At 71.4% G+C, this 25556-nt stretch carries 23 protein-coding genes; 7 read left to right on the top strand and 16 right to left on the bottom strand.

Translation table 11 applies throughout. The features are described from left to right. Nucleotides 1-489 precede the first annotated feature (489 nt). Both MXD59_RS11880 and MXD59_RS11875 read right to left on the bottom strand, forming a co-directional pair. Nucleotides 490-648: a hypothetical protein gene (locus MXD59_RS11880; RefSeq protein WP_248824717.1), complete on the bottom strand. Its 159-nt coding sequence runs from the start codon at nucleotides 646-648 to the stop codon at nucleotides 490-492. Nucleotides 649-669: 21 nt separating this feature from the next. Continuing rightward, nucleotides 670-1563, bottom strand: coding sequence for a class E sortase (locus MXD59_RS11875; protein WP_283096778.1), 894 nt, complete (start codon nucleotides 1561-1563; stop codon nucleotides 670-672). Nucleotides 1564-1780: 217 nt separating this feature from the next. Between MXD59_RS11875 and MXD59_RS11870 the strand changes: the two genes are divergently transcribed. Further along, nucleotides 1781-2659 (top strand): glycosyltransferase family 2 protein, encoded by an 879-nt coding sequence (locus tag MXD59_RS11870; RefSeq protein ID WP_248824716.1) that lies wholly within the window; start codon nucleotides 1781-1783, stop codon nucleotides 2657-2659. Between the two features lie 55 nt (nucleotides 2660-2714). On the opposite strand, the gene MXD59_RS11865 is transcribed toward MXD59_RS11870, so the two are convergent. Further along, nucleotides 2715-3566 carry a class I SAM-dependent methyltransferase gene (locus MXD59_RS11865; RefSeq protein ID WP_248824715.1) on the bottom strand — a complete coding sequence of 284 codons (852 nt, stop codon included), beginning with the start codon at nucleotides 3564-3566 and terminating at the stop codon, nucleotides 2715-2717. Between the two features lie 164 nt (nucleotides 3567-3730). Here MXD59_RS11865 and MXD59_RS11860 point away from each other — a divergent pair, with 164 nt between their 5' ends. Genes MXD59_RS11860 through MXD59_RS11850 form a run of 3 tightly spaced genes read left to right on the top strand, consistent with a single transcriptional unit; the run spans nucleotide 3731 to nucleotide 7512 of the window. Further along, nucleotides 3731-5119: an acyltransferase family protein gene (locus tag MXD59_RS11860; RefSeq protein ID WP_248824714.1), complete on the top strand. Its 1389-nt coding sequence runs from the start codon at nucleotides 3731-3733 to the stop codon at nucleotides 5117-5119. 15 nt (nucleotides 5120-5134) lie between these two features. Continuing rightward, nucleotides 5135-6436 (top strand): glycosyltransferase family 4 protein, encoded by a 1302-nt coding sequence (locus MXD59_RS11855; protein ID WP_248824713.1) that lies wholly within the window; start codon nucleotides 5135-5137, stop codon nucleotides 6434-6436. After that, entirely contained in the window at nucleotides 6433-7512 is a 1080-nt protein-coding gene (locus tag MXD59_RS11850; RefSeq protein WP_248824712.1) for a glycosyltransferase, read from the top strand. Before MXD59_RS11855 ends, MXD59_RS11850 begins: the two co-directional genes overlap by 4 nt. A gap of 205 nt (nucleotides 7513-7717) precedes the next feature. Here the strand turns inward: MXD59_RS11850 and MXD59_RS11845 are convergent, their stop codons facing one another. The 5 genes from MXD59_RS11845 to MXD59_RS11825 form a co-directional block, all read right to left on the bottom strand. Continuing rightward, a complete protein-coding gene (locus tag MXD59_RS11845; RefSeq protein WP_248824711.1) occupies nucleotides 7718-8752 on the bottom strand; it encodes a class I SAM-dependent methyltransferase in 1035 nt (344 codons plus the stop codon). 193 nt (nucleotides 8753-8945) lie between these two features. Continuing rightward, a complete protein-coding gene (locus tag MXD59_RS11840; protein WP_101834813.1) occupies nucleotides 8946-10124 on the bottom strand; it encodes an RNA polymerase sigma factor in 1179 nt (392 codons plus the stop codon). A gap of 40 nt (nucleotides 10125-10164) precedes the next feature. Continuing rightward, nucleotides 10165-12210, bottom strand: a complete 2046-nt coding sequence (gene dnaG / locus MXD59_RS11835) for a DNA primase (protein WP_248824710.1) — start codon at nucleotides 12208-12210, stop codon at nucleotides 10165-10167. Between the two features lie 203 nt (nucleotides 12211-12413). Then, nucleotides 12414-12590 (bottom strand): hypothetical protein, encoded by a 177-nt coding sequence (locus tag MXD59_RS11830; RefSeq protein ID WP_248824709.1) that lies wholly within the window; start codon nucleotides 12588-12590, stop codon nucleotides 12414-12416. A 151-nt stretch (nucleotides 12591-12741) separates the two neighbouring features. After that, nucleotides 12742-14004, bottom strand: a complete 1263-nt coding sequence (locus MXD59_RS11825) for a deoxyguanosinetriphosphate triphosphohydrolase (RefSeq protein ID WP_248824708.1) — start codon at nucleotides 14002-14004, stop codon at nucleotides 12742-12744. A gap of 95 nt (nucleotides 14005-14099) precedes the next feature. On the opposite strand from MXD59_RS11825, the gene MXD59_RS11820 reads away from it, so the two are divergent. Together MXD59_RS11820 and MXD59_RS11815 are read left to right on the top strand one after the other, a co-directional pair. Further along, the gene (locus tag MXD59_RS11820) at nucleotides 14100-14255 is read left to right on the top strand and encodes a hypothetical protein (protein WP_248824707.1); all 156 of its coding nucleotides are present in this window, start codon (nucleotides 14100-14102) and stop codon (nucleotides 14253-14255) included. Between the two features lie 124 nt (nucleotides 14256-14379). Then, nucleotides 14380-14919 (top strand): PH domain-containing protein, encoded by a 540-nt coding sequence (locus MXD59_RS11815; protein WP_248810601.1) that lies wholly within the window; start codon nucleotides 14380-14382, stop codon nucleotides 14917-14919. A gap of 185 nt (nucleotides 14920-15104) precedes the next feature. On the opposite strand, the gene MXD59_RS11810 is transcribed toward MXD59_RS11815, so the two are convergent. From MXD59_RS11810 to recO, 7 genes are all read right to left on the bottom strand, one after another. After that, entirely contained in the window at nucleotides 15105-16979 is a 1875-nt protein-coding gene (locus MXD59_RS11810) for a transketolase (RefSeq protein ID WP_248810602.1), read from the bottom strand. 249 nt (nucleotides 16980-17228) lie between these two features. Further along, entirely contained in the window at nucleotides 17229-17933 is a 705-nt protein-coding gene (locus MXD59_RS11805) for a YdcF family protein (protein WP_163547850.1), read from the bottom strand. A gap of 137 nt (nucleotides 17934-18070) precedes the next feature. Continuing rightward, on the bottom strand, nucleotides 18071-21082 hold the full coding sequence (locus MXD59_RS11800) for a glycine--tRNA ligase (protein ID WP_248824706.1): 3012 nt from the start codon (nucleotides 21080-21082) through the stop codon (nucleotides 18071-18073). Nucleotides 21083-21303: 221 nt separating this feature from the next. Then, entirely contained in the window at nucleotides 21304-21834 is a 531-nt protein-coding gene (locus MXD59_RS11795) for an antibiotic biosynthesis monooxygenase (protein WP_248824705.1), read from the bottom strand. Further along, a complete protein-coding gene (locus MXD59_RS11790) occupies nucleotides 21827-22624 on the bottom strand; it encodes an isoprenyl transferase (protein WP_248824704.1) in 798 nt (265 codons plus the stop codon). Before MXD59_RS11790 ends, MXD59_RS11795 begins: the two co-directional genes overlap by 8 nt. A 3-nt stretch (nucleotides 22625-22627) precedes the next feature. Continuing rightward, on the bottom strand, nucleotides 22628-22765 hold the full coding sequence (locus tag MXD59_RS11785; protein ID WP_248824703.1) for a hypothetical protein: 138 nt from the start codon (nucleotides 22763-22765) through the stop codon (nucleotides 22628-22630). Nucleotides 22766-22886: 121 nt separating this feature from the next. Beyond that, a complete protein-coding gene (recO, locus tag MXD59_RS11780; RefSeq protein WP_248824702.1) occupies nucleotides 22887-23618 on the bottom strand; it encodes a DNA repair protein RecO in 732 nt (243 codons plus the stop codon). A 247-nt stretch (nucleotides 23619-23865) separates the two neighbouring features. On the opposite strand from recO, the gene MXD59_RS11775 reads away from it, so the two are divergent. Further along, nucleotides 23866-24549 carry an NUDIX domain-containing protein gene (locus MXD59_RS11775; RefSeq protein WP_248824701.1) on the top strand — a complete coding sequence of 228 codons (684 nt, stop codon included), beginning with the start codon at nucleotides 23866-23868 and terminating at the stop codon, nucleotides 24547-24549. An 11-nt stretch (nucleotides 24550-24560) separates the two neighbouring features. On the opposite strand, the gene era is transcribed toward MXD59_RS11775, so the two are convergent. Continuing rightward, nucleotides 24561-25556 (bottom strand): GTPase Era, encoded by a 996-nt coding sequence (gene era, locus MXD59_RS11770; protein WP_248824700.1) that lies wholly within the window; start codon nucleotides 25554-25556, stop codon nucleotides 24561-24563.

Here is a 25556-nt window from a genome sequence, read left to right as displayed (position 1 = left end):
TCCCGGTGTGGGCGGCCGCGTGTCGGGAGGTTCGCGTCTGGTGCGCCACTCGACGCCTGCCGTCGACGTGGACCGCTGACCAGCGCCCATTCTGATACCGCCATTTCATGGAATTCCCCCGAAGACGATCCCGCCACGGACCCACAACCACACGCGTCGACCACAGGGGCTCTGGCCTGTACACCACCGCCTCCATCAGGCGCGGCTGCCGCGATGCCGCAGGCACCGATGCCCACACTTTGCGAGCGTAACGCCGCCCATGGCGCAGGATATCCGATGACCGACTTTCCGCCGCCCCCAGACCGACCACCACGCCACGGTCCGCGGTGCCGAGATGGGCTCCCTGTCGACCAAAGCACAAAGGAACATCGAGGGCTTTCCCGCTCCGACGGCGGGACCACGCCGTGTCCATTCCACCGAATCATCGGAAGCGCGGGCGACCGTCGCCCCCCGTCCACCTCGGCCCACTGGTTGCAATTTACGACCCACTCAACTACCCATAGTTACCTGACCATTCGGCAGAACCGCCTCCACCGCAGGAAAGACCACAAACATCAGCAGGGCCACCACGCCCAGCAGCAGCAGTGCAGCTACCAACGGCCGCACGCGACCGGAGCCGGGGAGGTGGCGGTACAGCCAGGCGTACATCGTCAGCGCCTCCTCGCGCATTCACCCGACAGCCAGCGCCGGCGGCGGGCCTGCCGACTTCGCGGTGGTGTCCACCAGCTCGCCGTACACGATCAGTCGATGACTGGCCGAATATTCAGGATGACAGGTTGTCAAGGTGATGAGGCTCTTCGTCGGAACCTCTCCCGCATGCTTTGGCACGGGATATGTAACATCTACCCGATTTGGGGTCACAACCTCGGAGCCAGAGACTCGGTACGTGTAGTAACGATCCTGAACCTCGACGACGATGGCGTCACCGGGCTTCAATTCATCCAGACGATTAAAAGGTTTTCCATACGTGGTCCGATGCCCCGAGACCACGAAGTTCCCGACCTGACCGGGCATCGCCGTACCCGGGATATGCCCAGGTCCGCGACGCAGGTCCGGCGCCGAGACGCCCTGCACGACGACGGGCGCGTAATCCCGTCCAAGCCGCGGAACCCGAAGAATCGCGACACCGTCACCGAGGGGCACCGCCGGTGGGGGTGGTGCCGTCCGAGGCGCGGACGGCACGGGCACCCGCGGCGCCGGGCGGCTCCACGACTGCTCGAGCTCATGGTGCAGGCGGTCCTGGGTCCGGGCGGCGAACAGGTCCGTGACCCACAACTGGTAGACGAGGAACAGGACGACCAGCACCCCGGCGGTCATCAGCAGCTCGGACAGACCCCGCCCGAGCCGCCCCACCCACACCGGCCGCCCGCCACCACGACCGCGGCGACCGTGACCGCGACGATCTGGCTGACCGCCACCTGCCGCCAGCCAGCCGTCCGCGGGGGAACCGGCGCGCTGCGTCGGCGGGCCGGCGACGCCAGCTTCACCACCGGCACCAGGTGCGGGTGGTGAAGCGGCGGGGCCGGCGATCGAGCCGTCCGCCGCCTGCTCATCCGCACCCATGGGGATCGACGACGCATCAGCCACGGCCCGACTATGCCACTCGATGACTACTCTGTGTGAGCATTGGGACAAGGGCGTCGTGGCGCGAACCCGGAGACGCCGACACCGCCACCTTGCCTCACGAGGTGAGACGATTCTGTTACTCTCTGTTTCGATCCGCACGAGAACACGACTGCCGTGCGCTCCGTTCCCACCGCGCACCAAGCCAGGGGGCCCGATGAAAACCGTGGCCGTCATCGTCCACTGGGGTCCCAGCGCTCCCACGGTGGACGTCGCCGAGCGGCTCGAGGCCTGTCCGTCCATCGCGCAGGTCGTGGTGGTCGCCAACGACCAGAGCGCGCGTCCACCGGACCTGCCCGCGGCGTCCGCGTGGTTGATCCCCCCGCGCAATCTCGGCTTCGGTGCGGGCTTCGCGTTCGCCTGCCGCGACCATCCGGGCGCCGAGGCGTTCCTGCTGGTGAACAACGACATCCGGATCGACGAGGCCACGATCACGGCCTGTCTGCACCTGCTGCGCGGCACGAACATCGGCGTCGTCGCCCCGACCCTGGTCAACGGGGACGGCCTGCAGTCCGGCGCCGCTCGGCTGAGTCCCGTCCTGGTGGCGCCGCGAGCCCGTCGCCCGCCGCAGGATCGGCCCTGCGAGGCCGACTGGGTCACCGGCGCGGTGATGTTCATCAAGATGGACGTGCTGCGGCGCATCCCCTTCGACGGCCGGTACTTCCTGGGCTTCGAGGATGTCGACTTCTGCTACCGCGTGCGCGACGCCGGCTGGAGCGTGGTGCTCAGTCCCGCCCGCGCGTGGCACACCGGAAGCACGACCATCTCGCGTGGCGGCTGGGGCTACTACGTCGTGCGCAACCGGTTGTGGTTCACCCGGCTGCGCGGATGGCGGCTGCGCACCACACTGGTCGCCGCGACCGCCGCCACGGTCGTGCTGCCCCGATCCCTGCTGCTGGATCTGGCCCGCGGACGTGGGTTCGCCACGTCCGCGCTGGTCCGCCATGGTCTTCTGGACGGTCTTGGACCGATTCCCCCGCTCGGTGAACCGCACGCCGACGAGCCCCGCGCCGCGCGATGGACCGCCTGGTCATGACCCCGCCATGACCGTCCCGAGCAGGGCGGGGTCACACCGATCCGGCTGGACGGACTCAACCGCCCGCGCGCGCCACCGGAGACCGGGTCGGGGCGGCGGCGGACGCGGACGCGGTGGGCGAGACAGCGGCGGGCGCGGCGGGCGCGGTGACAGTGGGCGCGGGGACAGCCGGCTGTGCGGCTTTACGCCGTGGCCGGGGCGCCGTGACGGGCCGGGTGCCGATGTCCGCGGGACGGGCGGCGGGCAGCGGGCGCAGCGGCGCGGTCAGAAACAGCGACTGCCAGGCGTACAGGTTCGGCATCTGGCGCAGGACGAACTGGTCGGCGCCCCGCACCCAGCCCTCGGGCAGGAACTCCCGGCTGCGCCACCACGGCAGCCCACCGGTCGAGGCATCGGCCAGAATCCGCAGTCCGCCGGACACCAGCAGGCGCCGGGCCGAGGTCACGGTGAAAAAGCGCAGGTGGGTGGCGTCCATCAGGCCGGTCTCGGTGTACTCGAAGTGTCCGAGCAGGAACTTCGCCCGCTGCCGGTAGTGCAGCACGTTCGGCAGCGCGACCAGAATCCGGCCGCCGGGCGCCAGCACCCGCCGGGCCTCGCGCACCAGCGGCGTCGGGTCGGCGAGGTGCTCGAGGATGTGCGAGAGCACGACGAGTTCGTAGGAGCCGTCCGGGGCGAAGGGCAGGCCGTCGGCGAGGTCGGCGAGTTCGATCCGGTCGCACTCACGCCCCGCGGCGGCCCGCTCGGACGGATCGTTGGTCACGCCGGTCACCTGCCAGCCACGTTCTCGCAGCAGCCGGGCGTTGTCACCGGCGCCGCAGCCACAGTCCAGGGCCCGTCCCGGTCGGATGTCGACGAGGTCGAGCAGGTCGGGATTGCCACCGTTGCGATACCGCAGGTCGAGCTCCATGGACGACTCCTTGTCACCGTAGGTGCGGCACACGGCCACGAGCCCACAGCCGTACGCGGATGTGCACTTAGAGTAACGCCAGCGTGACGCCGACAGGTTGAAGCAGTCGACACCACGACCGCCGCAACGGCTGCCGGGCTCATGCCAGTCACAAAGGAGCTCCCATGGAACCGGGCATCGAAGCGCCCAGGAATCCCCACGCCGACGGCGAGCCGGCGCGCGCGCCATCACCCGACACGCTCACCGCGCCACCGCGCGCCCCGTCGGGCGTGGCGCGGCTCATCCCCCGCCCCCGCCGGGCCGACCAGGCCACGCAACCCGCGTCCACCAGCGTCGCCAGCCATCCCAGCGGCACCGCGCCCGGCGACAGCACCGGCGGCGAGACCCTCGCCCGGGTGTTCACCGGCCCGAACTGCCTGTCCGCGCAACGGCTGATGTTCGCCTGGGTCGTCCTGCTGCTGCACGGACTGGCGCTCAGCGGTCACCACACCCCGGCCCTGGGCAAGCACGAGTACGACGCGGTGGCCCTCGACGGCTTCTTCGCCATCAGCGGCCTGCTGGTGACACACAGCGCCCGGCGGCTACCGCTGCGTCGGTTCATCCGGCACCGGGCGCTGCGCATCCTGCCGGGCTTCTGGGTCTGCCTGATCTTCGTCGCGTTCGTGATCGCCCCGCTGGGCTGGTTGCACGTCCATGGCACCCTGCACGGCTATCCACTGACCGGACCGCACGGCGCGCTGCACTACGTCACCGACAACGCGCTGGTACGGATGCGCTTCTACGACATCGGCGGCACCCCGACGGGCACCTTCTTCCCCGCTCCCGGCTCCACCGCGCCACTGGCCTGGGACGGCTCGATGTGGTCGCTGTGGTGGGAGGTGCAGTGCTACCTCGGGATCCTCGCGCTCGCCCTGGTCGGGCTGCTGCGCCGCCGACCGGTCCTGGTGATCGGCGCGATCACCCTGGGGCTCGCCCTGGTCGAGGCCCTCGGTCCCGCCGGTATCCTGCCGGCCCGGCTGTCCCCGGACATGTTCCGGTTCGCACTGAACTTCCTCGCCGGTTCGATCGTGTGCCTGTACGCCGACCGCATCCCGGTCTCGGGCCGAATCGCCGCCGTCGCCGGGGTGGTGTTCGTCGGTTCCCACTTCGTCCAGGACATGCCGCTGATCTCGGCGATGCCCCTGGCCTACCTGTGCGCCTATCTGGGCATCCGGGTGCCGCTCCACCGTCTGGGCACCCGCCGGGACCTCTCCTACGGCCTGTACATCTACGGCTTTCCCATCCAGCAGCTCGCCACCGTGTACGGGCTGCACCGCCAGGGGATCCTCGTGTACCTGCCGGTGACGGTCGTGGTGACGGTGGTGCTCGCCGCGGCCAGCTGGTACCTCGTCGAAGCGCCGGCGCTGCGCCACAAGTCCCCCCGCCCCAGATCCCGACCCGGCGCCCACAGCACGCGCGCCATCCGCAAAACCATCAGCACGATCGGCACCAGTTCAGCCACGTTGAGCTCACCGGACACGGGACGGCGCGCGGGACGACTACCAGGGGAATGATTAGCATCACCTTCCGTGCAGCTACTTCGACGGATCTCTCCCCCAGCGCCGGATGCCGACCGCGCCGCCCGCGTCCTGCTCCTGACCCTCTCCGGCGGGCTCGGTGGCGGCATCGAGCGCTACCTCACGACGGTGGAGGAGACCCTGCGCGCGGGCGGCGCCGAGCTGACCAGGGTTGACATGCTCGAACCGGGCGTCGAGGCGACCCCGGGCAACCGGGCCCGGTTCGTCCGCCGGGCGCTGAGCACAGCCCGACGCTTCGGCACCGCCGACAGCGTCGTGGTCGGTCACGCCAACCTGATCCCGGTCGGCGCGGCCGCGCTGCGCCTGACCCGGGCCCGGTTCGGCCCCGTGCTGTTCTACGGCACCGACATCTGGAGCATGCGCGCCGCCGACCGCGCCCTGCTGCGCGCCGACCCGCTGCTGCATCCGGTGACGATCAGCTCGTACAGCGCGGGTGCGCTGTCCACGGTCGGGGTGGCGCCGATCCTGCCGCCGGGGATCTCCCCGGCGTGGCGCACGACGCTGCTCGGCGAATCGAGCCGGCGCCGACCGTTGCCGCCGGTGCCCACCATGCTCAGCGTGTTCCGGCTGGCCGACTGGTCCGGCAAGGGCGCCGCCGTGCTGCTGGCGGCGCTCGCCACCATCCGCGCCGAACTCGGCCCGGTGCGCCTCGTGCTCGCCGGGCAGGGTCCGGCGCCGGGCGCGCTGCACGAGCTGGTGTCCGCGCATCCCGACACCGAGGTCGTCGAATCCCCCGCGGACGAGGAACTCGCCCGCCTCTACGCGACCGCGGACCTGTTCGTGCTCTGCACCCGTACCCACACCCCCACCCGCGGCCGCCCGGCCAGCGGGGAGGGTTACGGCATCGTCCTGCTGGAGGCGCAGCTCGCCGGCTGCGCGGTCGTCGGCCCCGCCTCCGGCGGTAGCCACGACGCCTACCAGGACGGTGTCACCGGCCAGACCCCGGTCGACGAGTCCGCGGCGGCCCTCACCGAGATCCTGCGCGGCATGCTCGCCGACCGGGCCCGCCTCGCCCGCACCGGACGGCGCGCCGCCGAGTGGGCCGAGGCCGCCACCCGCCCCGACGACTACGCCCGACTCGTCTTCACCGCCCTGACCGGACGCCCCGCCGCCCCCACCGAGCCCCCGGACCTGCCCACCCAACCCGCCGGCCGGCCGGCCACCGCCCCCACCCGCTCCACCCCACCGCCCGCCCGCCCCACCCAGTCGGCCAGCCGCGTCCCCCCCTCCCCCGGCCGCCCCTCGCCGTCGGGACCCGGTTCCGCCTTCCCCCGGTCCAGGTCCACACCATGAGCGCCCCCTGCGCGGCGTCCCTGCTCGTCGACTGCGCCGGTGCGCGGGTCGGGGGCGCGAAACGCCTGCTCAACGAGTTCGACCTCTATCTGCGCGACCGCGAGCTACCCGGCCTCCACACCATCGGACGCGACCGGTCCCTCGGCGCGACCTGGCTGTTGCGACGCGAACGGGAACAGACCCGCGGCGTACGGTTCGACCGGTCGCTGGCGCTGAACAACGTCTCGTTCGTGACCGCCGGCCGGGAGCGGCACGTGCTCGTCCACGGCGCCCAGCACTTCCTGCGCCGCGCGGAGATCCGCCAGCTCGGCCGCCGGATCAGCCCCGCGGTGCACGCCCAGGCGCCGATCGTCTGGGCGGCGCTGCACCGGGCCGACCGCGTCTTCGTCCCGTCGACCAGCATGGCCGAGCGGGTCGCCACCTACGTTCCGTCCGTGCGCAACCGGCTGATCGTCGCCTTCAACCCGGTGACACCCCCCGACCCGGCGTCCACCCCCGCGTGGAAGGACCCCGCGGGCGCGACCGAGACGACCAGGGCGCGCGGACGCGACAGCGATCCGGTCGACTTCCTGTGCCCGGTCGTGATCCTGCCGCAGAAACTGCTGACCGGACGGCTACGCGCCGGACTCGCCGCACTCGACATCCTCGCCGGCCCCCCGCACCGCATCGATGCCACCCTGAGCGTCACCGGTCGCGCCGATCAGCTCGAGGATCCGACTGTGGCCCACCATCCCCGGCTACGCCTGGTCGGCGAGCATCCCGCCGAGGCCGTCATCGCCATGATGGCCCGCTGCGACGGCATCTTCTTTCCGCTGGAGCTGGAGTCGTTCGGCTATCCGATGGCCGAGGGCCGCATGATGGGCGTGCCGGTGATCGCCCGCGACAGCGCCCACAACCGCGAGATCGCCGGCCCCGCCCTCGTCGGCTACCAGCGGGAGTCCGCCGAGGACATCGCCACCGCCCTGCACGCCGCCCAGGCGATGTCACGCTCGGCGACCCTGAAGCCCGACGAGCGCGGCCACTTCGACCGCGGCCGCTACTTCGACCAGCTCCTCGGCCTACCCCCCGCCCACTGACCGCGCGTTCCCGACTCGCCGACCACAGCACCCCCGCCGGCCCGTCCCCGCTGATCCGTGCCCGCTGGCCTGCCCCACGGATACGGGCGCCGCCCCTCGGATGAGGGCCACGTTCCGTGACATCCGTGGCGGCGGGTCAGCCGCGTGGATCCGGGGACCGGCGCGGCCAGGGGCCGACGTGTGGTCGGCGATCCACGAGAAGCGCCTAGTGGCCGAGCGGGTCGAGGTCCAGCCGTTCGAGGGAGTCAAAGTGGCCGGGCGGGGTGGACTGCGCCGGGACCGCTGCGGCGAGGCCCCGGTGCGGCGTGGCCCCAGCCGTCGTACCAGCCGCGGCCGGCCCACCGATCTCGTCGTATGCGCCGAACTCGTCGTATGCGCCGAAGTCGGCGGACCTGTCGGACCCGGCGGACGGCCGGGGCGGAGTCAGGTCGAGGCGACGGGCGACGACGAGGTGCTGGCCGGTGACGTCGTCGTCGACGTCCACCAGGGTGGACATCGGGATCAGTTCCAGTTCGCCGAAGCCGGCATCGGTGATCAGCCGGCGCACCTGGTCGGCGGACCGTCCGAAGCAGTTGAGGGCGAACCGCAGGCGCACCCGGCCGACCAGGCTCCGCTCCGCGCGCCACTGCGCCTCGGTGCGCCAGGCCGGATCGTCGATCACCACGTGGAGCAGGAGACGTCCACCGGGGCGTAGGGCGCCGTGCCAGTCACGCAGCGCCGCGGCGACCACCTCGTCGGTCAGGTGCTGCACGACGGCGATGCAGTAGACGACGTCGACGTCGCGTCCGCTGCGGTGGAAGTCCTCCGCGACGAGGTACTCCAGGTTGGGAGCCGGGTTCAGCACCCGCGCGCAGGCCAGCACACCGCGGGAGACGTCGACCGCGGTCAGGGCGTGGACCCGCGGGGCGACGGCGGCCGCGAGATAGCCCGGGCCGCACCCGACGTCGAGGACGTCGTCGTCCGGGAGCAGGTAGCGACCGAGCAGGTCATGGGCGAGGATGACGCGACTGCGCCGGTTGCGCTCGGCCGCGGCGTCGCGGTCATGCTCGTCCGGCTGGAAGTAGTGCGGGCTGAGCGAGAGCAACCGCAGGGCCATGCTTCGGCGGTACCGGGCTGGCGTCGTTGCCAGCAGTACCGGCACCCACCGGGCGCCCAGAAAGTTCTGCGTGCCGGCTGTGGCGAGGGCATAGCCCACCAGGGAGCGAAACCGACCACCGAACGTGGCTGGACTGCCGGGCATGCTCGCCGTCCTCTCGGCCACCGGCGGCACCGGACGTGCCACCGCGCACCGGACCGACGAACATCGACGGCGACCACGGCCGTCGAAGATCATCAAACCCGACTATCGCCAAGAGTATTGATACGAACACTCACGGTCAACAACCGTCGCGGCTCGGCCCGCCGGCCGAGATGCTCCGCTCCGGCGGAAAGGTCTATTCCAGGTAGTCGCGCAGCTTCTGGGAGCGCGACGGATGACGCAGCTTGGACAGCGTCTTGGACTCGATCTGGCGGATCCGCTCCCGGGTGACGCCGAACTCGCGTCCGACCTCCTCCAGGGTGCGCGGGTGACCGTCGGTAAGGCCGAACCGCAACTGGATGACCTTCTTCTCCCGGTCGGACAGGGTGTGCAGCACCGAGTCGAGCTGCTCCTGCAACAGGATGAAGCTGGCCGCGTCGACGGGGACGACCGCGTCGCAGTCCTCGATGAAGTCGCCGAGGTGGGAGTCCTCCTCCTCACCGATGGGCGTCTCCAGCGAGACCGGCTCCTGGGAGACCTTGAGGATCTCGCGGACCTTGTCCGGAGTGAGATCCATCTCCTTGGCGATCTCCTCCGGGCTCGGCTCACGGCCGAGGTCCTGGAGCAGCTGGCGCTGGATGCGGATCAGCTTGTTGATCGTCTCGACCATGTGCACCGGGATGCGGATGGTGCGGGCCTGGTCGGCGATGGCCCGCGTGATCGCCTGCCGAATCCACCAGGTGGCGTAGGTCGAGAACTTGTAGCCCTTGGTGTAGTCGAACTTCTCGACCGCCCGGATCAGACCGAGGTTGCCCTCCTGGATGAGGTCCAGGAACAGCATTCCGCGCCCGACGTAACGCTTGGCGATCGAGACCACCAGGCGCAGGTTCGCCTCGACCAGCTTGCGCTTGGCGATCTGACCGTCGCGCTCGATGGCCTCGAGATCCCGACGCATCTGCGGCGAGGTCTTCTTGGTCGCCACCGCGAGCTTCTCGGAGGCGAACAGACCGGCCTCGATCCGCTTGGCGAGGTCGACCTCCTCCTCCGCGGTGAGCAGCGGGACCTTGCCGATCTCCTTGAGGTACATGCGTACCGGGTCGGAGGTCGGGGCCTTGAGCGCGAGTTCCTCCTCCTCCCGGCGGCGCCGGGCGAGCAGGTCGGCCTCGTCGGGGTTCTCTCCCCCCGCCTCCAGCACCTCGATGCCCTCGTCATTGAGCACCTGCAGGACCGTCTCGGCCTGCTCCGGGGGGAGCTCCGCCGCCTGGATGGCGACCGAGACATCCTCGGTGGTGAGGAAACCGATCTCCTTGCCCCGGGTGATGAGGTCCTTGACCTCGTCCACCTGGGCTTCGCGGGGTAGGACGGTAGGACTCATGGGCGGAATCTCGTCACTTCCTTCTCGGGATCGACCCAGGTTACGCGGCACCTACGCCCCGTTCCCGGAGTTGACGCTTGTGCTGTTCCAAAGCGATCAGCTCACCGTAGGCACGGTTGAAGGCATCCGTGTCGGTCGCCGCGTTGAGCCGCTGCACCCGCGACTTCAGGTCGGCGATCCGACGTGTCACATGTAGCTCCTGTACGCGAGACATCTGCTCGTCGACATAACGATCATCAACATCGCGGTCCCACAACAACCTCTCCACGGCCAGGGCGGTGACGACCCGCCGTAGTTCCTCCTCGGTCGCCGCCGCCGACAGTTCGGCGACCCAGGCGCCGACGCCACCGGTTCTCGCCAGCCCCCCGTACACCCCGCCAAGCCGTGCGATGAGCTCACGGACGGCGCGATGCGCGGGAACGGTGAACATCTCCGGAGGCAGCGGGTCGAACATCGCCGCTGCGAACCCCGGGTACTGGATGGCGAGCTTGAGTGCCTCCCGCTCCACGACGGCGGCAGGGTCGGCGGAGTCGACCGTACCCGCCCGACGTGGGCCCACGGTGGAGGCGACCGCGGCGGATCCACTCCGCCCGCCGCGCGCGCCACCCGACGCACCCGCGGCGATCTCGCCCCGCGTGCCCCCGGCCATCGCGCCGACCCGAGCCCCGCCCGCCCCGTTCGCCCCAGCCCCGGCACGATCCGTGGCCGTGGCGCGTCCGCGGTGCTCGGCGACCCGGGAGGCGACGAACCGCTCGTCGAGGAAGCCAAGCCAACGGTCGAGATTGACCGCGTACCGATGTCGCAGGCCGGTGTCCTTGATCCGACCGACCAGCGGGGCGGCGGCGTCCAGCGCCGCGAGGCGACCCTCGGTGGTGTCGAGGTCGTAGCGCCCGATCACGCCGCGCAGAGCGAACTCCACCAGCGGCACCCGCCGGGCGACCAGTTCGCGTACCGCCGCGTCACCGCCGCGCACCCACAGCTCGCACGGATCAAGCCCGCTGGGCTCGACGGCCACGAACGTCTGGGTGGCGAAGCGCTCCTCGTGCTCGAAGGCCCGCATCGCCGCCTTCTGGCCGGCGGCATCACCGTCGAAGGTGAAGACGACCTCGCCGCGGCGCTCGTCGGAGTCCATCAGCAGGCGACGGACCACCCCGACATGCTCCGCGCCGAACGCCGTGCCACAGGTCGCCACCGCCGTCGTGACCCCGGCCATATGACAGGCCATGACATCGGTGTAGCCTTCCACCACCACAACCTGATAGCGCCGGGCGATGTCGCGCCGGGCCATCTCCGCGCCGTACAGCAGGCTCCCCTTGCGAAAAAGCGGAGTCTCGGGCGTGTTGAGATACTTCGGGCCGGCGTTGGCCGAGCCCTGCTTCGGCGTGGCGGCGTGCGAGGTGTTGCCACCTTCGAGCAGCCGCCCGCCAAATCCCACGACATCACCCGCCAGATCGCGGATCGGCCACATCAGCCGGTGGTGGAAACGATCGATCAGGCCGCCCCGGGAGCCCGGTTTGGACAGGCCGCCCAGCACCAGATCCTCGCTGGTGAACCTGCGGGCCAGCAGGTGGCGGGTCAGCGTGTCCCACCCGGTGGGGGCGTAGCCGACCCCGAAGCGGTGCGCGGCCTGCGCGTCGAACCCACGGGCGGTGAGGAACTCCTGGCCGGCGCGGGCCGCGGGATGCGCGCCGAGCTGCTCCGCGTAGAACTCCGCGGCCACCCGGTGGGCCTCCAGCAGCCGCTGCCGCTGGCTGGACACGGTGCGGTCGGTGACACCGCCGCCCTCGTAGGTCAACGTGACCCCGGCCCGACGGGCCAGCCGCTCGGCGGCCTCCCGAAAACTCAGCCCGTCGATCTCGCGGACGAAGGAGTACACGTCGCCGCCCTGCTGGCAGCCGAAGCAGTGGAACAGCCCGGTGGCGACGTTGACGTAGAAGGAGGGGGACTTCTCCTCGTGGAACGGGCACAGACCAGCCAGCTCGTTGCGGCCCGCCGGACGCAGTTGGACGTACTCGGAAACCACGTCCGCGATCGGCGAGCGCTCTCGGACGAGGGCTACATCGGCATCACGGATGCGTCCGGCCATCCGCGCCTCCCCTCGTCCCTGCCGGGCGGGGAACCCCGCCCGGGGCAGACCACCCACCAGACCTGTGCCCAGTTGTACCCAGTGAACCGATCTTCCGAACACGGATCGCGAGCCCCCGGCGGGGGACGGCGACCGATCGCGCGCCGCCCCACACATCGGTCCTACCGGTGCGATGGTACGTGTCGTAGGCGCGACAGTACCGATCATGCCACGGGAATGTTGTGGATGACGTCCCCGACCAGCACCGCAGTCAACCGGGCGGCCTGCGTGACCGGATCGGGTGATCGCCGTGCGGGGAGGGCACGCACCTCCCCCACCCGGGGTACGGCGGCCGCGACCCGCCGGTCCCACCTGTTCGCCATGTCGGGCACAACGTTCATCCAACCACCGCGAAGCGGTCATCGCCGGCCACCCGCCGCCAGCTGGACGCGGCTCACAACCCATACTTGACAGGACGCGCGACGCCTACTAAGCGTTGCGCGAACAGCGCGCCCGGCATCACGGGGACTCCGCGCTCAGGCCGGCCCGCCTTCACAGGCCGCGGCGTTCGGGTCGACCACGCAGCGCCGCGTGGCGCCGCACCGCGCTCGCGTCGGTCAGCCGCGCCACCTGGTCGATGATCACGCGTAGGCGGGCGGCGTCGTCCGCCGCGTCCTCGAAGGCCGGCCGCAGCGCCGGGTCAAGCGTGCGGGGCGCGCCCGCGTGCAGCAGGTCGACGAGTTCGCCGACCAGTTCACGCTGACGTGCCTGGCGGGCCCGCGCCCCGGGCCGCTCCATCACGTACCAGGCGGTGACGCCCTTGAGCGCGGCGCACTCGGCGATCGTCGCCTCGTCCACGACCAGATCCGCCCGGTGCCGCGTCAGGGGCCCCTCGGGCTGGCGCGCCCGGGTCGCACGCACCGCCGCGCCGGAGAACCGGCCGATGAGCTCGCTCGTCATCGCCCGCAGCGCCGCCTGACCGCGGGTCGAGGTGATCTCCGAGCGCGGCCACCACGGCTGCGCCCGCAGGGTGTCCAGGGCCACCGCGACGGCCGCCGCCGAGGCCTCCGGGAAACGCTGTGCGGTCGCGGCGGCGAGTTCCCCGCGATGGCCGGGATCATCCAGGGCGGCCAGCTCGATGTGACCGGCGACGACGCCGTCCTCGAGGTCGTGCACCGAGTAGGCGACATCGTCGGCCCAGTTCATGATCTGTGCTTCGACACAGCGCCGGGCCGGTGGCGCACCCTCGCGAAGCCAGTCCAGGACCGCCAGGTCGTCGGAGTAGGCACCGTACTTCGGCGTCCGCGGGTCCGGCCCCGCGCCGCGTACCCACGGGTACTTCGTCGCCGCGTCCAGGCTCGCCCGGGTGAGATTGAGACCGGCGCTGCGGCCGCCCTCGTCGACGATCTTGGTTTCCAGTCTCGTCAGCTCGCGCAGGCTCTGCGCGTTGCCCTCGAAGCCACCACACGACGCGGCCGCGATGTCCAGCGCCAGCTCGCCATTATGCCCGAATGGGGGATGGCCCAGGTCATGCGCCAGGCAGGCGGTGTCGACGAGATCGGGGTCCGCGCCGAGCTGCTCGGCGAGCTCCCGACCGACCTGGGCCGTCTCCAGCGAGTGGGTCAGCCTGGTCCGCGGGAAGTCGTCGTCGAGCGGCCCCACGACCTGCGTTTTCCCTGCCAGACGGCGCAATGCGCTCGAGTGGAGCACCCGGGCACGATCCCGGGCGAAGGGACTACGCGGCTGCGGTGTAGCCTTCGGGCGCTCCGCGACCCGACGGACTGTATCCAACCAGCCATACCACTCTGCGACCACGATCCTGAGGGTATCGGGCCGATCTGCGGACTCCGACGGATCGCTGCGACGATACTTTGTGCGCACCCCTCACCAAATCGGCCCGGAGGCCCGCCGTGGACAAACTCGTCAAGTACGCCGCGATCGCATTCCTCATCTTCTTCGTGGTGACTGCACCGAACAGTGCCGCAAGTATCATCGACCGCGTGTTCGGATGGCTGCAGTCATGGGCCAGCGGGGTCTCCGAGTTCGTGAGCGACACCGCGCTGTGACCCCGGCGGCTCCCCCGGCCGTACCGGGGGTCCCCGACCGGACCGCGAGGCAGTTCACGCCTGCCGCGGCGTCTCGGTGTGGGATCGGTGCCCAGCAAGCCACGATCTCTGGGACACTGAGATCGTGGTGAGACTCCAACTGCCAGATCCGGCTCAGCGCGACACGAAGTACCTGGCCTCACAGGAGCGCCTGGTCATGATGGTCCGCCAGCACTGGGCGATCCTGCTCCCCGTCTTCCTGCAGACGGCGGGGTCGGTGCTGCTCGCTCTGGTGGCGAACGTCCTGTTCGCCGCGCAGGACGTCGACGCGGGCTTCATCACCATCCTGCTGTGGTACTTCGCGCTCTTCATGATCCTGCGCATGCTCTGGAAGCTCGCGGACTGGCAGTTCGACCACCTGATGATCACGGACAAGCGCCTGCTCAAGGTGTCCGGGATCTTCTTCCGCAAAGTCCAGACGATGCCACTGTCCAAGATCACGGACCTGACCTACAACCGCGACCCCATGGGGCGGCTGCTCGGCTACGGCGAGTTCGTGGTTGAGTCCGCCGGGCAGGACCAGGCGCTGTCGAACATCAAGTTCCTGCCGCGCCCGGACCGGCTCTACCTCACGCTGGTCGACATGACCTTCGGTGGGGCGCCATCTCCCGCGGGCGACGACTGAGCCGTCGGCAGGCGGGCCGGCGGCCGCGACTGGGCCGGCGATCATGCCGGACGGTGGCAGCACATCCGCAGAACGAACGGGGCCGGGGGGATCGATCCCCCCGGCCCCGTTTTTCGTTCCGGTTCCGTCACCGCTCGGCGGACGGCCGCCTCGTTCGGCGGCGGCCGCCGCTCAGCCCCGCGGGCTCAGCGCAGCAGGTCGCGCGCCGCGTCGACGATGTGCGGCGCCGAGATGCCGGCGGCGTCCAACAGTTCGACAGGCGTGCCCGAGCCGGGCAGCGACCGCACCGCGAGGTGGCGCACCGACAGCGGGAGGCCGCTGTCGTCCAACGCCGCGAGCACCGCGCTCGCCAGACCACCCTCGGGGTAGTGGTCCTCGGTGATCACGATGCGCCCACCGGTGGCCCGCGCCGCCTCGAGCACCGTGGCGGCATCGATCGGCTTGACCGAGTAGAGGTCGATCACCCGGGCGCTGACACCCTCGGCGGCCAGTGTGTCGGCGGCCGCGAGCGATTCGTGCAGGGTCACACCGGCACCGATGAGTGTAACGGTGTCGGCATCCGTACGACGTAGCACCTTCGAGCCACCGGGCGCGAACGGCTCGTCCGGGCCGTAGAGCACGGGGTAGGCCCCACGGGTCGTACGCAGGTAGCTGATGCCGGACAGATCGGCCATCACCTCGACCAGCTTCGCGGTGGACGTGGCGTCGCTGGGGTAGAGCACCGTCGAGCCGTGCACGGCCCGCAGCATCGCCAGGTCCTCCAGCGCCATCTGGGACGGACCGTCCGCGCCGATCTCGACGCCCGCGTGGCTACCGGCCAGTCGGATGTCGACCTGGGAGATCGCCGCCATCCGGATGAAGTCGTAGGCGCGGGAGAAGAAGGCCGCGAACGTCGACGCGAACGCCACGTACCCGCGCACCGACAGGCCCACCGCTGTCGCCACGAGCTGCTGCTCGGCGATGAACATCTCGAAGAAACGCTCGGGGTGGACCTTGCCGAAGTCCTCGGCGTGGGTGGAGTTGCTGACCTCGGCGTCCAGCGCGACCACGTCGGTGCGCGCACCGATGGCGGCCAGCGCCTGGCCGTAGGCCTTGCGGCTGGCGACCTTGGTGCCGAGCTCGAAGGTCGGCAGGGTGATCCTGGGGCGCTGGACGGGGACCGGCCGGGGCAGCTCCGGTCCCGGAACCGGGCCGCGCACCCGCAGGTCACGCTCTCCGCCGAGCTCGACGATCGCGCGGGCCGCCATGTCCGCTGGCAGTGGCTTGCCGTGCCAGTTCTCCTTGTCGGCGATCTCGGAGAACCCCTCGCCCTTGCGGGTGCGGGCGAGGATGACCGTCGGGCGGCTCGCGTCCTCGGCGTCGGCGAGGGCCGCGTCGATCGCGTCGATGTCGTGCCCGTCGATGACGACGGCGCGGGCGCCGAACGCCTCCACCCGCTTGGCGTAACGGTCGAGGTCCCAGCCGATCTCGGTCGGGCCGCGCTGGCCGAGCCGGTTGACGTCCACGATCGCGACGAGGTTCGTCAGCTGGTAGTAGGCGGCCTTGTCCAGCGCCTCCCAGATCGACCCCTCGGCCATCTCGCTGTCGCCACAGAGCACCCAGACCCGGTAGGGGGACTTGTCGAGGTACTTGCCGGCGATCGCGACACCGACCGCGTCGGGCAGGCCCTGGCCCAGCGAGCCCGTGGCCACGTCGACCCAGGGCAGGATCGGGGTGGGGTGGCCCTGCAACCGCTCGCCGAAGCGGCGGTAGCCGTTCATCAGCTCATGGTCGGTGACCACGCCGACGGCCTTGTAGACCGAGTAGAGCAGCGGGGACGCGTGCCCCTTCGAGAAGATGAGGTGGTCGTTGGCCGGATCCTCGGGGTTGTCCCAGTCGTAACGCAGATGCCGGGCGACCAGCACGGCCAGCACGTCCGCCGCGGACATCGACGAGGTGGGGTGCCCGGAGCCGGCGGAGGTGCTCGAGCGCACCGAGTCGACCCGCAGCTGCTGTGCGAGTTCCCGGACCGTCTTCAGATCGGCCGTACCGACCGCGCCCTCGGTTACGGGAGTTGCCACACCAGTCTCCTTATTGTGATCCTCTACGGTGATCGTCAGGTGTCACACGCCGCGTGGCCCGCATTGCTGCCTTGCGCCACTACTGTTCGTCGCACTACCCTTCCGCCCGGCGATCCGAACCGTACCAGCGCGGCTGACCACCGAAGGGGGCCGCACGAGCCGCTGGTAGGTCACATCGACGAACGGTCAGCGCCAACCGCAGCCCCACCTCGGAGGGCTCCGCAACCGCGAGCTGCCCCGGATGCCCGGTCACACCGCGCTGGACGTGGCCTCCGGCGGCGAGGCGCGGTGGAACAGCTGGTACCAACGGTAACCAATTCCCTCGCGCACGATGTAGTGGAACCTGGTGTCGATTCCATGAACGGACGGCCCGCTGGTGACCGGCGAGGTCTGCGCGGCCAGGCCCAGATCGCGGGCCATCGTGCGGGAACGCAGGCTGTGCCATGGATCGGTGACGATGACCGTGGAGCGCAGGTGCCGGGCGTTCATGACACCGGCGACCGCCGTCAGTGACCCGAGTGTGTCCGATCCCTCGGGAATCACGATCACCTTTTCGGCCGGGACGCCGTGGCGACGCAGATACGCGGCGCCGGCCTCGGCCTCGGTGTACCGGTCGCCCGGTTGCTTGCCACCGATCGTGATCACCACTGGTGCGACGCCGGCGCGAAAGAGCACCGCGGCGTGGTCGAGGCGAGCGGCGAACACCGCGGAGGGACGTCCGTCGTACTGGGACGCCCCCAGCACGACCAGCGCGTCCGAGCGGGGATGGTGATCCTCCCGCCCGACCCACCACACCTGGACGACCGTCACCGCCGCCAGCACGACCGACCCGACGGTCAGCGTCGCCGCGACCCGGATCGCCCACCGCCACCAGCGGACGCGATACCAGTCCGCGCTGAACGGACGAAAAGCTCGAAATGGTCGGACGACTCGGCCAGGAACGGACAGACCCACTCGCAGGACGTTAGCCCCTCCCGTCCCCGCCCAGACGGCCCCGCCCACAGCAACCCGTCAAAACCGGCCACATCAGCCGTCAACTGGCCGGAAGGGGCCAGTTGACGGGCGCAACGGACCGGTCCGTTCGGGCTGGGCTAACCGAGTGCCTCCCAGTCCAGGGTGCCCGCGGTGAGGTCGCGGATGCGGGCGAGCAGCCCCAGCCGGGCCGCGCGCACGGCCGGGTCGGGATCCATCACCATGAGCCCGTCGAAGAAGCCGTCGACAGCCGCCGGCAGCTCCACCGCCGTGGCCGCCGCCACGAGCTCGGCCAGCGGGACAGCCCCGGGCGCGGTACCGGCTGGCGCGGTGCCGGTGGTGAGGCGGGCGGCCAGGTCGGTGACCGCGCCCAGCAGGCGGGCGGCGGCGGGTTCGGTGAGCCGGGCGGCATCGACCGTGGCGGGGGTGCCGGCGGGGACGATCCTGCGGACTCGTTGCAGCGCGGCGGTGAGGACCGCGAAACCGGGCTGTTCGAGCAGGGTGCGCAGGGTCGCCAGGGTGTCGGCGGCCCGCACGGGCGTGCCGGTGAGCGGCCCGACGGCCGTCACCAGCCGGTGGTCGACACCGCTGTCGAGCAGCTGCTGGGCGTACCGCCCGCGGACGAACACCTCGGCGGCCTGGAGTGCTTCGGCGCTGACCGGCACGGGGGTGCGCTGGGCGGCGCGGGCGAGCAGGTCGGCCACCGAGAGGCCGGCCAGGCGCGGCTGGCCGGCGAGGATCGCCGCCGCGCCGAGGGCAGCGCGGCGCAGCCCGAACGGATCGGAGCTTCCGGTGGGGGCCGCGTCCAGGGCGAACAGGCCGACGAGCAGGTCAAGCCGGTCGGCGAGGGCCAGCAGGGCGCCGGGCGTCGACGCGGGCAGCTCATCGCCGGCGCGTCGGGGCAGTTCCATCTCGAACAGGGCGAGGGCGACCGCCTCGGTCTCCCCGGCGCGCCGGGCGTACTCGCGGGCCATCGTGCCGGCCAGGCTGGACAGCTCGATCACCATCTGGGTGGCCAGGTCGAACTTGGCCAGGGCCGCGGCCCGGTCGAGGGTGACCCGCTCGTCGTCGACGAGGCCGATCTCGTCGGCGAGTGCGCGGGCGAGCGCGCCGATCCGGTCGGCCCGGTCGGCGACCGAACCGAGGCGCTGCTCGAAGGTGAGTCGGGCCAGATTCGCCCGGAACGTCTCCAGCCCGACCGTGACGTCGGCGTCGTAGAAGAACGCGGCGTCGGCGAACCGCGCGCGGATCACGTCCTCGTTGCCGGCGCGCACCAGCGCCTCGTCGACCTGCCCGTCGGGTACCGCGACGAACGCGGGCAGCAGCTGGCCGGAGGAGTCCCGCACCGGCAGGTAACGCTGGTGCTTGCGCATGACGGTGGTGAGGATCTCGGCGGGCAGCTCGAGGAAGCGGGCCTCGAAGGCGCCGAGCAGTGGCCGCGGATACTCCACCAGGTTCGTCACCTCCGCGAGTGTGCCGGCGTCGGCGACCGGGTCGATGTGCCCGCCCTGGTTGGCGGTGAGCTTCGCGGCCCGCTCGACGATCACCTCGCGGCGCTCCGCCGGGTCGAGCAGGATGCCGTGCGCCGCGAGCAGCTCGGGATACCCGGCGGCCTGGCCCACCTCGATCAGCGGGGAGCCCGCTCGCCGGTGGCCGCGGGTGGTCCGCCCGGCGGCGAGGCTCGCCACCGCCACCGGCACCACCGTCTCGCCGAGCAGCGCGACCAGCCAGCGCACCGGCCGGCTGAACGACAGGGCCGGGTCGTTCCACCGCATGTTGCGCTCGCCGCGCAGCCCCGCCACCACGTCACCGAGCAGCCCGGCCAGCACCTCAAGGGCGTCGCGGCCGGTGTCGGTCCGCACCAGCGCGACGTGCTCGACCCCGCGATGGTCGACGGTCCGCAGGTCCGCCGCGTCGGCGCCCTGGCCGCGGGCGAAACCGAGGGCGGCCTTCGTGGGAGCACCGGCCGCGTCGTAGGCGGCCGACGCCCGCGGCCCACGCACCACGCGTTCGACGTCGGGCTCGCGCGGGGCGACCTCGTCGACGACGGCGACGATGCGCCGCGGGGTGCCCGTCACCCGCACCTCGCCATGGGTGAGGCGGGTCGCGGCCAGCCGCTCGACCAGCCCCGCGCGCACGGCCGCGATCGTCCGGGTCACCTCGACGGCCGGCAGCTCCTCGGTGCCGATCTCGAACAGCAGCGTCGAGGGTGCCACCACCGGCGCGCCCCCCGTGGCCGCGACGGCCGGTGCCGGCGGCTCGGCGATGCCCAGCGGATGACCGAGTTCCTCGCGCCGTTCCCGCCACAGCGCCGCGACCTCACGGGACAGCCCGCGCATCTGCGCGAACGAGGTCGCCCGCTCGGTCGTGGACACCGCCCCCCGGGAGTCGAGGATGTTGAACGCGTGCGAGCACTTCAGGACATAGGAGTGCGCCGGCACGGGAAGCCGTGCGTCGATCAGCCGGCGGGCCTCGCCGGCGTAGTCCGCGTACATCCGCCGGACGGTGTCGATGTCGGCGTCGTCGAGGTAGTACCGCGACATCTCGTATTCCGACTGGCCGAACACCTCCCCGTACGACACTCCCGGGGCATACGTGAGCTCACTGAAGTGACGCACCCCCTGCAGTGCCATGAGGATGCGCTCCATGCCGTAGGTGATCTCGACGCTGATCGCGTCCAGACTCTGCCCACCGGCCTGCTGGAAGTAGGTGAACTGGGTGATCTCCAACCCGTCGAGCCAGACCTCCCAGCCCAGGCCCCACGCGCCAAGCGCCGGGGACGCCCAGTTGTCCTCCACGAACCGGACGTCGTGGGCGGCGGTATCCACCCCGATCGCCGCGAGGCTACCCAGGTAGAGCTCCTGGGCGTTGCCGGGGTCGGGCTTGAGGATCACCTGGAACTGGGTGTGCGTCTGCAACCGGTTGGGGTTCTGCCCGTAGCGTGAGTCATCCGGACGCACCGAGGGCTCCACATACGCCACCCGCCACGGCTCGGGACCAAGTACCCGCAGCACCGTCGCCGGGTTGAGCGTACCGGCGCCGACCTCGGTGTTGAACGGCTGCATGATCATGCAGCCCCGGTCGGTCCAGTAGCGGGTCAGCGCCAGCAAAGCGTCCTGCATGGTCAACATCGGTCTGGCCTCGGCTCCTCGGCTCTGCACGGTCACCACGCGCGCACGGCCTCACCCCCGCGCGACCCTCCGCGCGTGCCGACCGTGCACGATCGCCTTGAGGCTACCGGTCGGCACCGACACTTCGACGCCGTGAGGACTCTCCTGTCCTCACCGTGCCCAGCGACCACATCGCGGTTCTGGCCGCCCCGGCCCCCTGATCCAGGAAGGACCGCCCAGGCCTACCGGTCGAGGCCGAGCCCGGGCGCCGCGACGTCGGCATCGGCGGCCCGGTCGGAGCGGTAGACCCGCGACGACCTTCCCGGCTCGAGTCCGGCCGCCCCGGGCACCGTGACCTCGGCGGGCACCGTGACCTCGGCGAGCACCGTGACCTCGGCGAGCACCTCGAAGGAGCCCGGGGCGTCCACGGCATGGACGAGCAGGGGCGTCAGCGTGCACCGCACGTCGAACGAGGACAGCGCCCTCCGCCAGGCGCCGGGGCCGTCCCATTCGGTGGTGAGCAGCCAGGTCCCGGGTGCGTCCAGGGCGCGGGCCAGTCGTCCGCTACGAAACCCGGCGCACCGCGCCAGCGCTGCCAGTGCCGCGCGTGCCGAGACGGCGAATCCAGCCCCCGCGACATCCGGCACCGACTCGGCCAGCCCGGGCCCGTCCGACCCGGACCCGCCCAATCCGGGCCCGTCCAGCGTCGGGTCGGGGGCGGCGGGGAGCTGGAAGGCGATCTGCGCGAGCACCGGAGGCGCGGGGTCAGGCACGATGGGCGACGGTACCGCCGTAGCGACGGTCCCGGCGGGCGAACTCCTCGCAGGCGGACCACAGGTGGCGACGGTCGAAATCGGGCCACAGGGTGTCGACGAAGGAGAGCTCGGCGTAGGCGGCCTGCCAGAGCAGGAAGTTGCTCAGACGCTTCTCCCCGGAGGTGCGGATGACCAGGTCCAGATCGGGCATGTCGGGCTCGTCCAGGTAGCGGCCAACCGTGGCCTCGTCGATCCGGTCCGGGCGCAGCCGGCCCTCCCGGACGTCCCGGGCGATCGCGGCGGCCGCGTCGGCGATCTCCGCACGACCGCCGTAGTTGACGCACATCACCAGGGTGAGCCGGTCGTTGTCCCGGGTGAGTTCCTCGGACGCCTCCAGGCGGCGAATCACGTTGCCCCACAGCCGCGGTCGCCGTCCCGCCCAGCGGACCCGAACGCCGAGGGCGTCCATGTCGTCGATGCGGCGGCCGAACACGCGGTCGGTGAAACGCATCAGGAAGGCGACCTCCTCCGGGGAGCGCTTCCAGTTCTCCGTCGAGAACGCGTACACCGACAACCAGCGGACACCGAGTTCGATCGCGCCCTCGACGCAGTCGAACAGCGCGTCCTCGCCGGCCTCGTGGCCCTTGGTCCGGGCGAGCCCGCGCACCTTCGCCCATCGGCCGTTGCCGTCCATCACGATGCCCACGTGCTTGGGGATCAGATTCGCCGGCAGCGTCGGGGGCCGGGCTCCGGACGGGTGCGGGTGCGGCTCCCGAAAGCGAGTCGCCAGATCATTTCGAACAGTCACTGCCTACCTCCCGAGATCCGGCCGGGGCAGCGCCGAGCCGTCATCCGTCACACCGGCGGCCCGCACACCGTCGCCCGTCACGCCACTGTCCGCCACGCCACTGTCCGCCACGCCGTTGTCCGCCACGCCGTCACCTGCCATCGCCACACCGTCCCCCTGCCGGCGCCCTCCGGCTGACCGCCGTCGCCGCCGTTGTCGCCGTACACCTCACCATGTCCGCCTTCGCTCCCCTGCAGCGCATCCCCCCACCCCGGCCATCTCCTCACGCCCGTTCCAGATGCGGCAGCGCGCGCAGCCCTCGCTCGAGGTGCCACTGGAGGTAGGCCGCGACGATGCCACCGGCCTCCCGCCGGGCCCGCAGGTCGCTGCGCAGTGCGCCGTCCCACTCGCCGCGCAGCAGATCGGTCAGCAACGCCACCGCCCCGGCCGACACCGACGCCGCGCCGTGCGGACGACACCGGGCACACACCATTCCGCCGCCCGCGACGGACAGCGACAGATGCTCACCCGGCTCCCCGCACCGGGCGCAGTCGTCGAGCGCCATCCCGTACCCGGAGACCGCCAGCGCACGCAGCACGAAGGCGTCCAGCACCAGCGGCGGGGGGCGCTCCCCGGCCGCGAGCGTGCGCAGGCCGCCGACGAGCAGCAGGAACAGTCGCAGCGCCGGTTGACGCTCCTCACTGGTGAGCCGTTCGGCGGTCTCCAGCATCACCGCGGCCGCTGTGTGCCGGGCGTAGTCGATGGCGATCGTCGTGCCGTAGGGCGCGATGATGTCGGCCTGGGTGACCGTGTCCAGCGCCCGCCCCTCGTGCAGCAGCAGGTCGACGTACGTCCCCGGCTCCAGGCGGGAGCCGAAGCGGGAGGATGTCCTGCGCACTCCCTTGGCCACGGCCCGCACCCGCCCGGTGCGCCGGGTCAGCACTGTGATGATGCGATCGGCCTCGGCGAGCGGGGTCGTACGCAGCACCACCCCTTCATCGCGATACACCGGCACCCGCCCATGGTTGCACGAGCCCCCGGTGGCAGGGTAAAGCGAGGTAGCCCGACGTCTCCGCGCCCGCGTCGACAGGACGTCCGGTGGCTCCCCGTTGCCTGGTGCCCGGCCCGCCCTGCGACCGCCCGTATCCGACCCTCCCGCATCCGAGAACTGCCGGTATGGACGGGCTCACCCGTCGTGGCCGCCCCCGCGGCGAGCCGGGACATCCCCGCACGACACCCCGGTCATTGCGGATGATGGCTGGGTGCGGGTGGTGCGGCGGGCGGCGCGGGCGATTCTGATCGACGACAGCGGACAGCTGATCCTGTTCCGCCGGACCCTGCCCAAGCGCAAGCCGTACTGGTCAACCCCGGGCGGCGGGGTGGACCCCGAGGACGCCTCGGTGGAGGCTGCTCTGCACCGCGAGCTCGCCGAGGAGCTCGGTGCGGTCGTCGACCGCGTCCAACCGGTGTTCTTCATGAGCCCACCCCGCAACGGTGGTCTCGCCGTGTCCCACTTCTTCGTCTGCCGACTGGTCTCGATGGACCTCTCGCTACGCACCGGGGAGGAGTTCTCCAACCCCGCCAAAGGCCGTTACGACGTTGAGCGCATCGACCTGTACAGCAAGAAGCTGGCTCGCTACGCCCTGCAACCCTCCGAGCTCAAGACCTTCATCCTCACCAACCGCCAGGCCCTCATCCTCGCCGCCCTCGACGACACCGCCCCCGCCCTGCACACCCCACCCGCCCCGCTTCCCCCGACCGCACCGCTTCCCCCGACCGCCCCCACCACGCTTTCGGACGAGCCCGCGGCGCCACCAGAGGCCCCTGCTCCGCCAGGGGGCGGATCAGGACCAGCGGCACCGCAGGACGCCGACACGTCGACCAGCACGAGCCCACAGCGGCCTCGACGAGGCTGGTGGCGCCGGACGGGACAAGGTGACGCGTAACGGCGGTCGGGTCAGAAGCCCAGACGACGCAGCTGGCGGGGGTCGCGTTGCCAGTCCTTGGCCACCTTGACGTGCAGGTCGAGGAAGACGGGGGTGCCGAGCAGCGCCTCGATCTGCGAGCGGGCCCGGGAACCGACGTCCTTGAGCCGGGAGCCGCCGGCGCCGATGACGATCGCCTTCTGGCTGGGACGTTCCACGAAGACATGGACCCGCACGTCCAGCAGCGGACGATCGGCGGGGCGGTCCTCGCGGGGAATCATCTCCTCGACGACGACGGCCAGGGAGTGCGGCAGCTCGTCGCGAACACCCTCCAACGCGGCTTCCCGGACGAGTTCGGCGACCATGACCTGCTCCGGCTCGTCGGTGAGTTCACCGTCGGGGTAGAGCGCGGGGCCGGTGGGCAGGTGCGAGACGAGCACGTCGGCGAGCACGTCCACCTGGAAGGAGCGCACGGCGCTGACGGGGACGATGTCATGGAAGTCGCCGAGTTTGGCGACCTCCAGCAGGCGCGCGCCGACCCGGTCGTGGTCGGCGACCTTGTCGGTCTTGGTGAGGATCGCGATGATCGGGGTGCGCTTGGGCAGCCGGGCCAGTTCCTCGGCGATGAACCGGTCGCCGCGGCCCAGCGGCTCGTCGGCGGGCATGCAGAACCCGACGAGATCCACCTCGGAGAGCGTGGCCCGCACGACGTCGTTGAGCCGTTGGCCGAGCAGGGTCCGCGGCCGGTGCAGGCCGGGGGTGTCGACGAGGATGAGCTGGGCGTCGTCGCGGTGCACGATGCCGCGGATGGCGTGCCGGGTGGTCTGCGGCCGGCCGCTGGTGATGGCCACCTTGGACCCGACGAGAGCGTTGGTGAGCGTGGACTTGCCGGCGTTGGGCCGGCCCACGAAGCAGGCGAACCCGGCCCGGTAGCCGGGCGGGCTCTCGCCCACTGGCACCAGGTTGGACGACGCGGCGGCCAGCGGCCGGGAACCGCCCGATGAGCGGGTGGAGCGGGAGGCGGCCAT

This window comes from Frankia umida (assembly GCF_023242945.1).
Lineage (GTDB): Bacteria > Actinomycetota > Actinomycetes > Frankiales > Frankiaceae > Frankia > Frankia umida.
The sequence above is the reverse complement of the archived record's forward strand: the minus strand, read 5'-3'. Positions and strand labels throughout refer to the sequence as shown.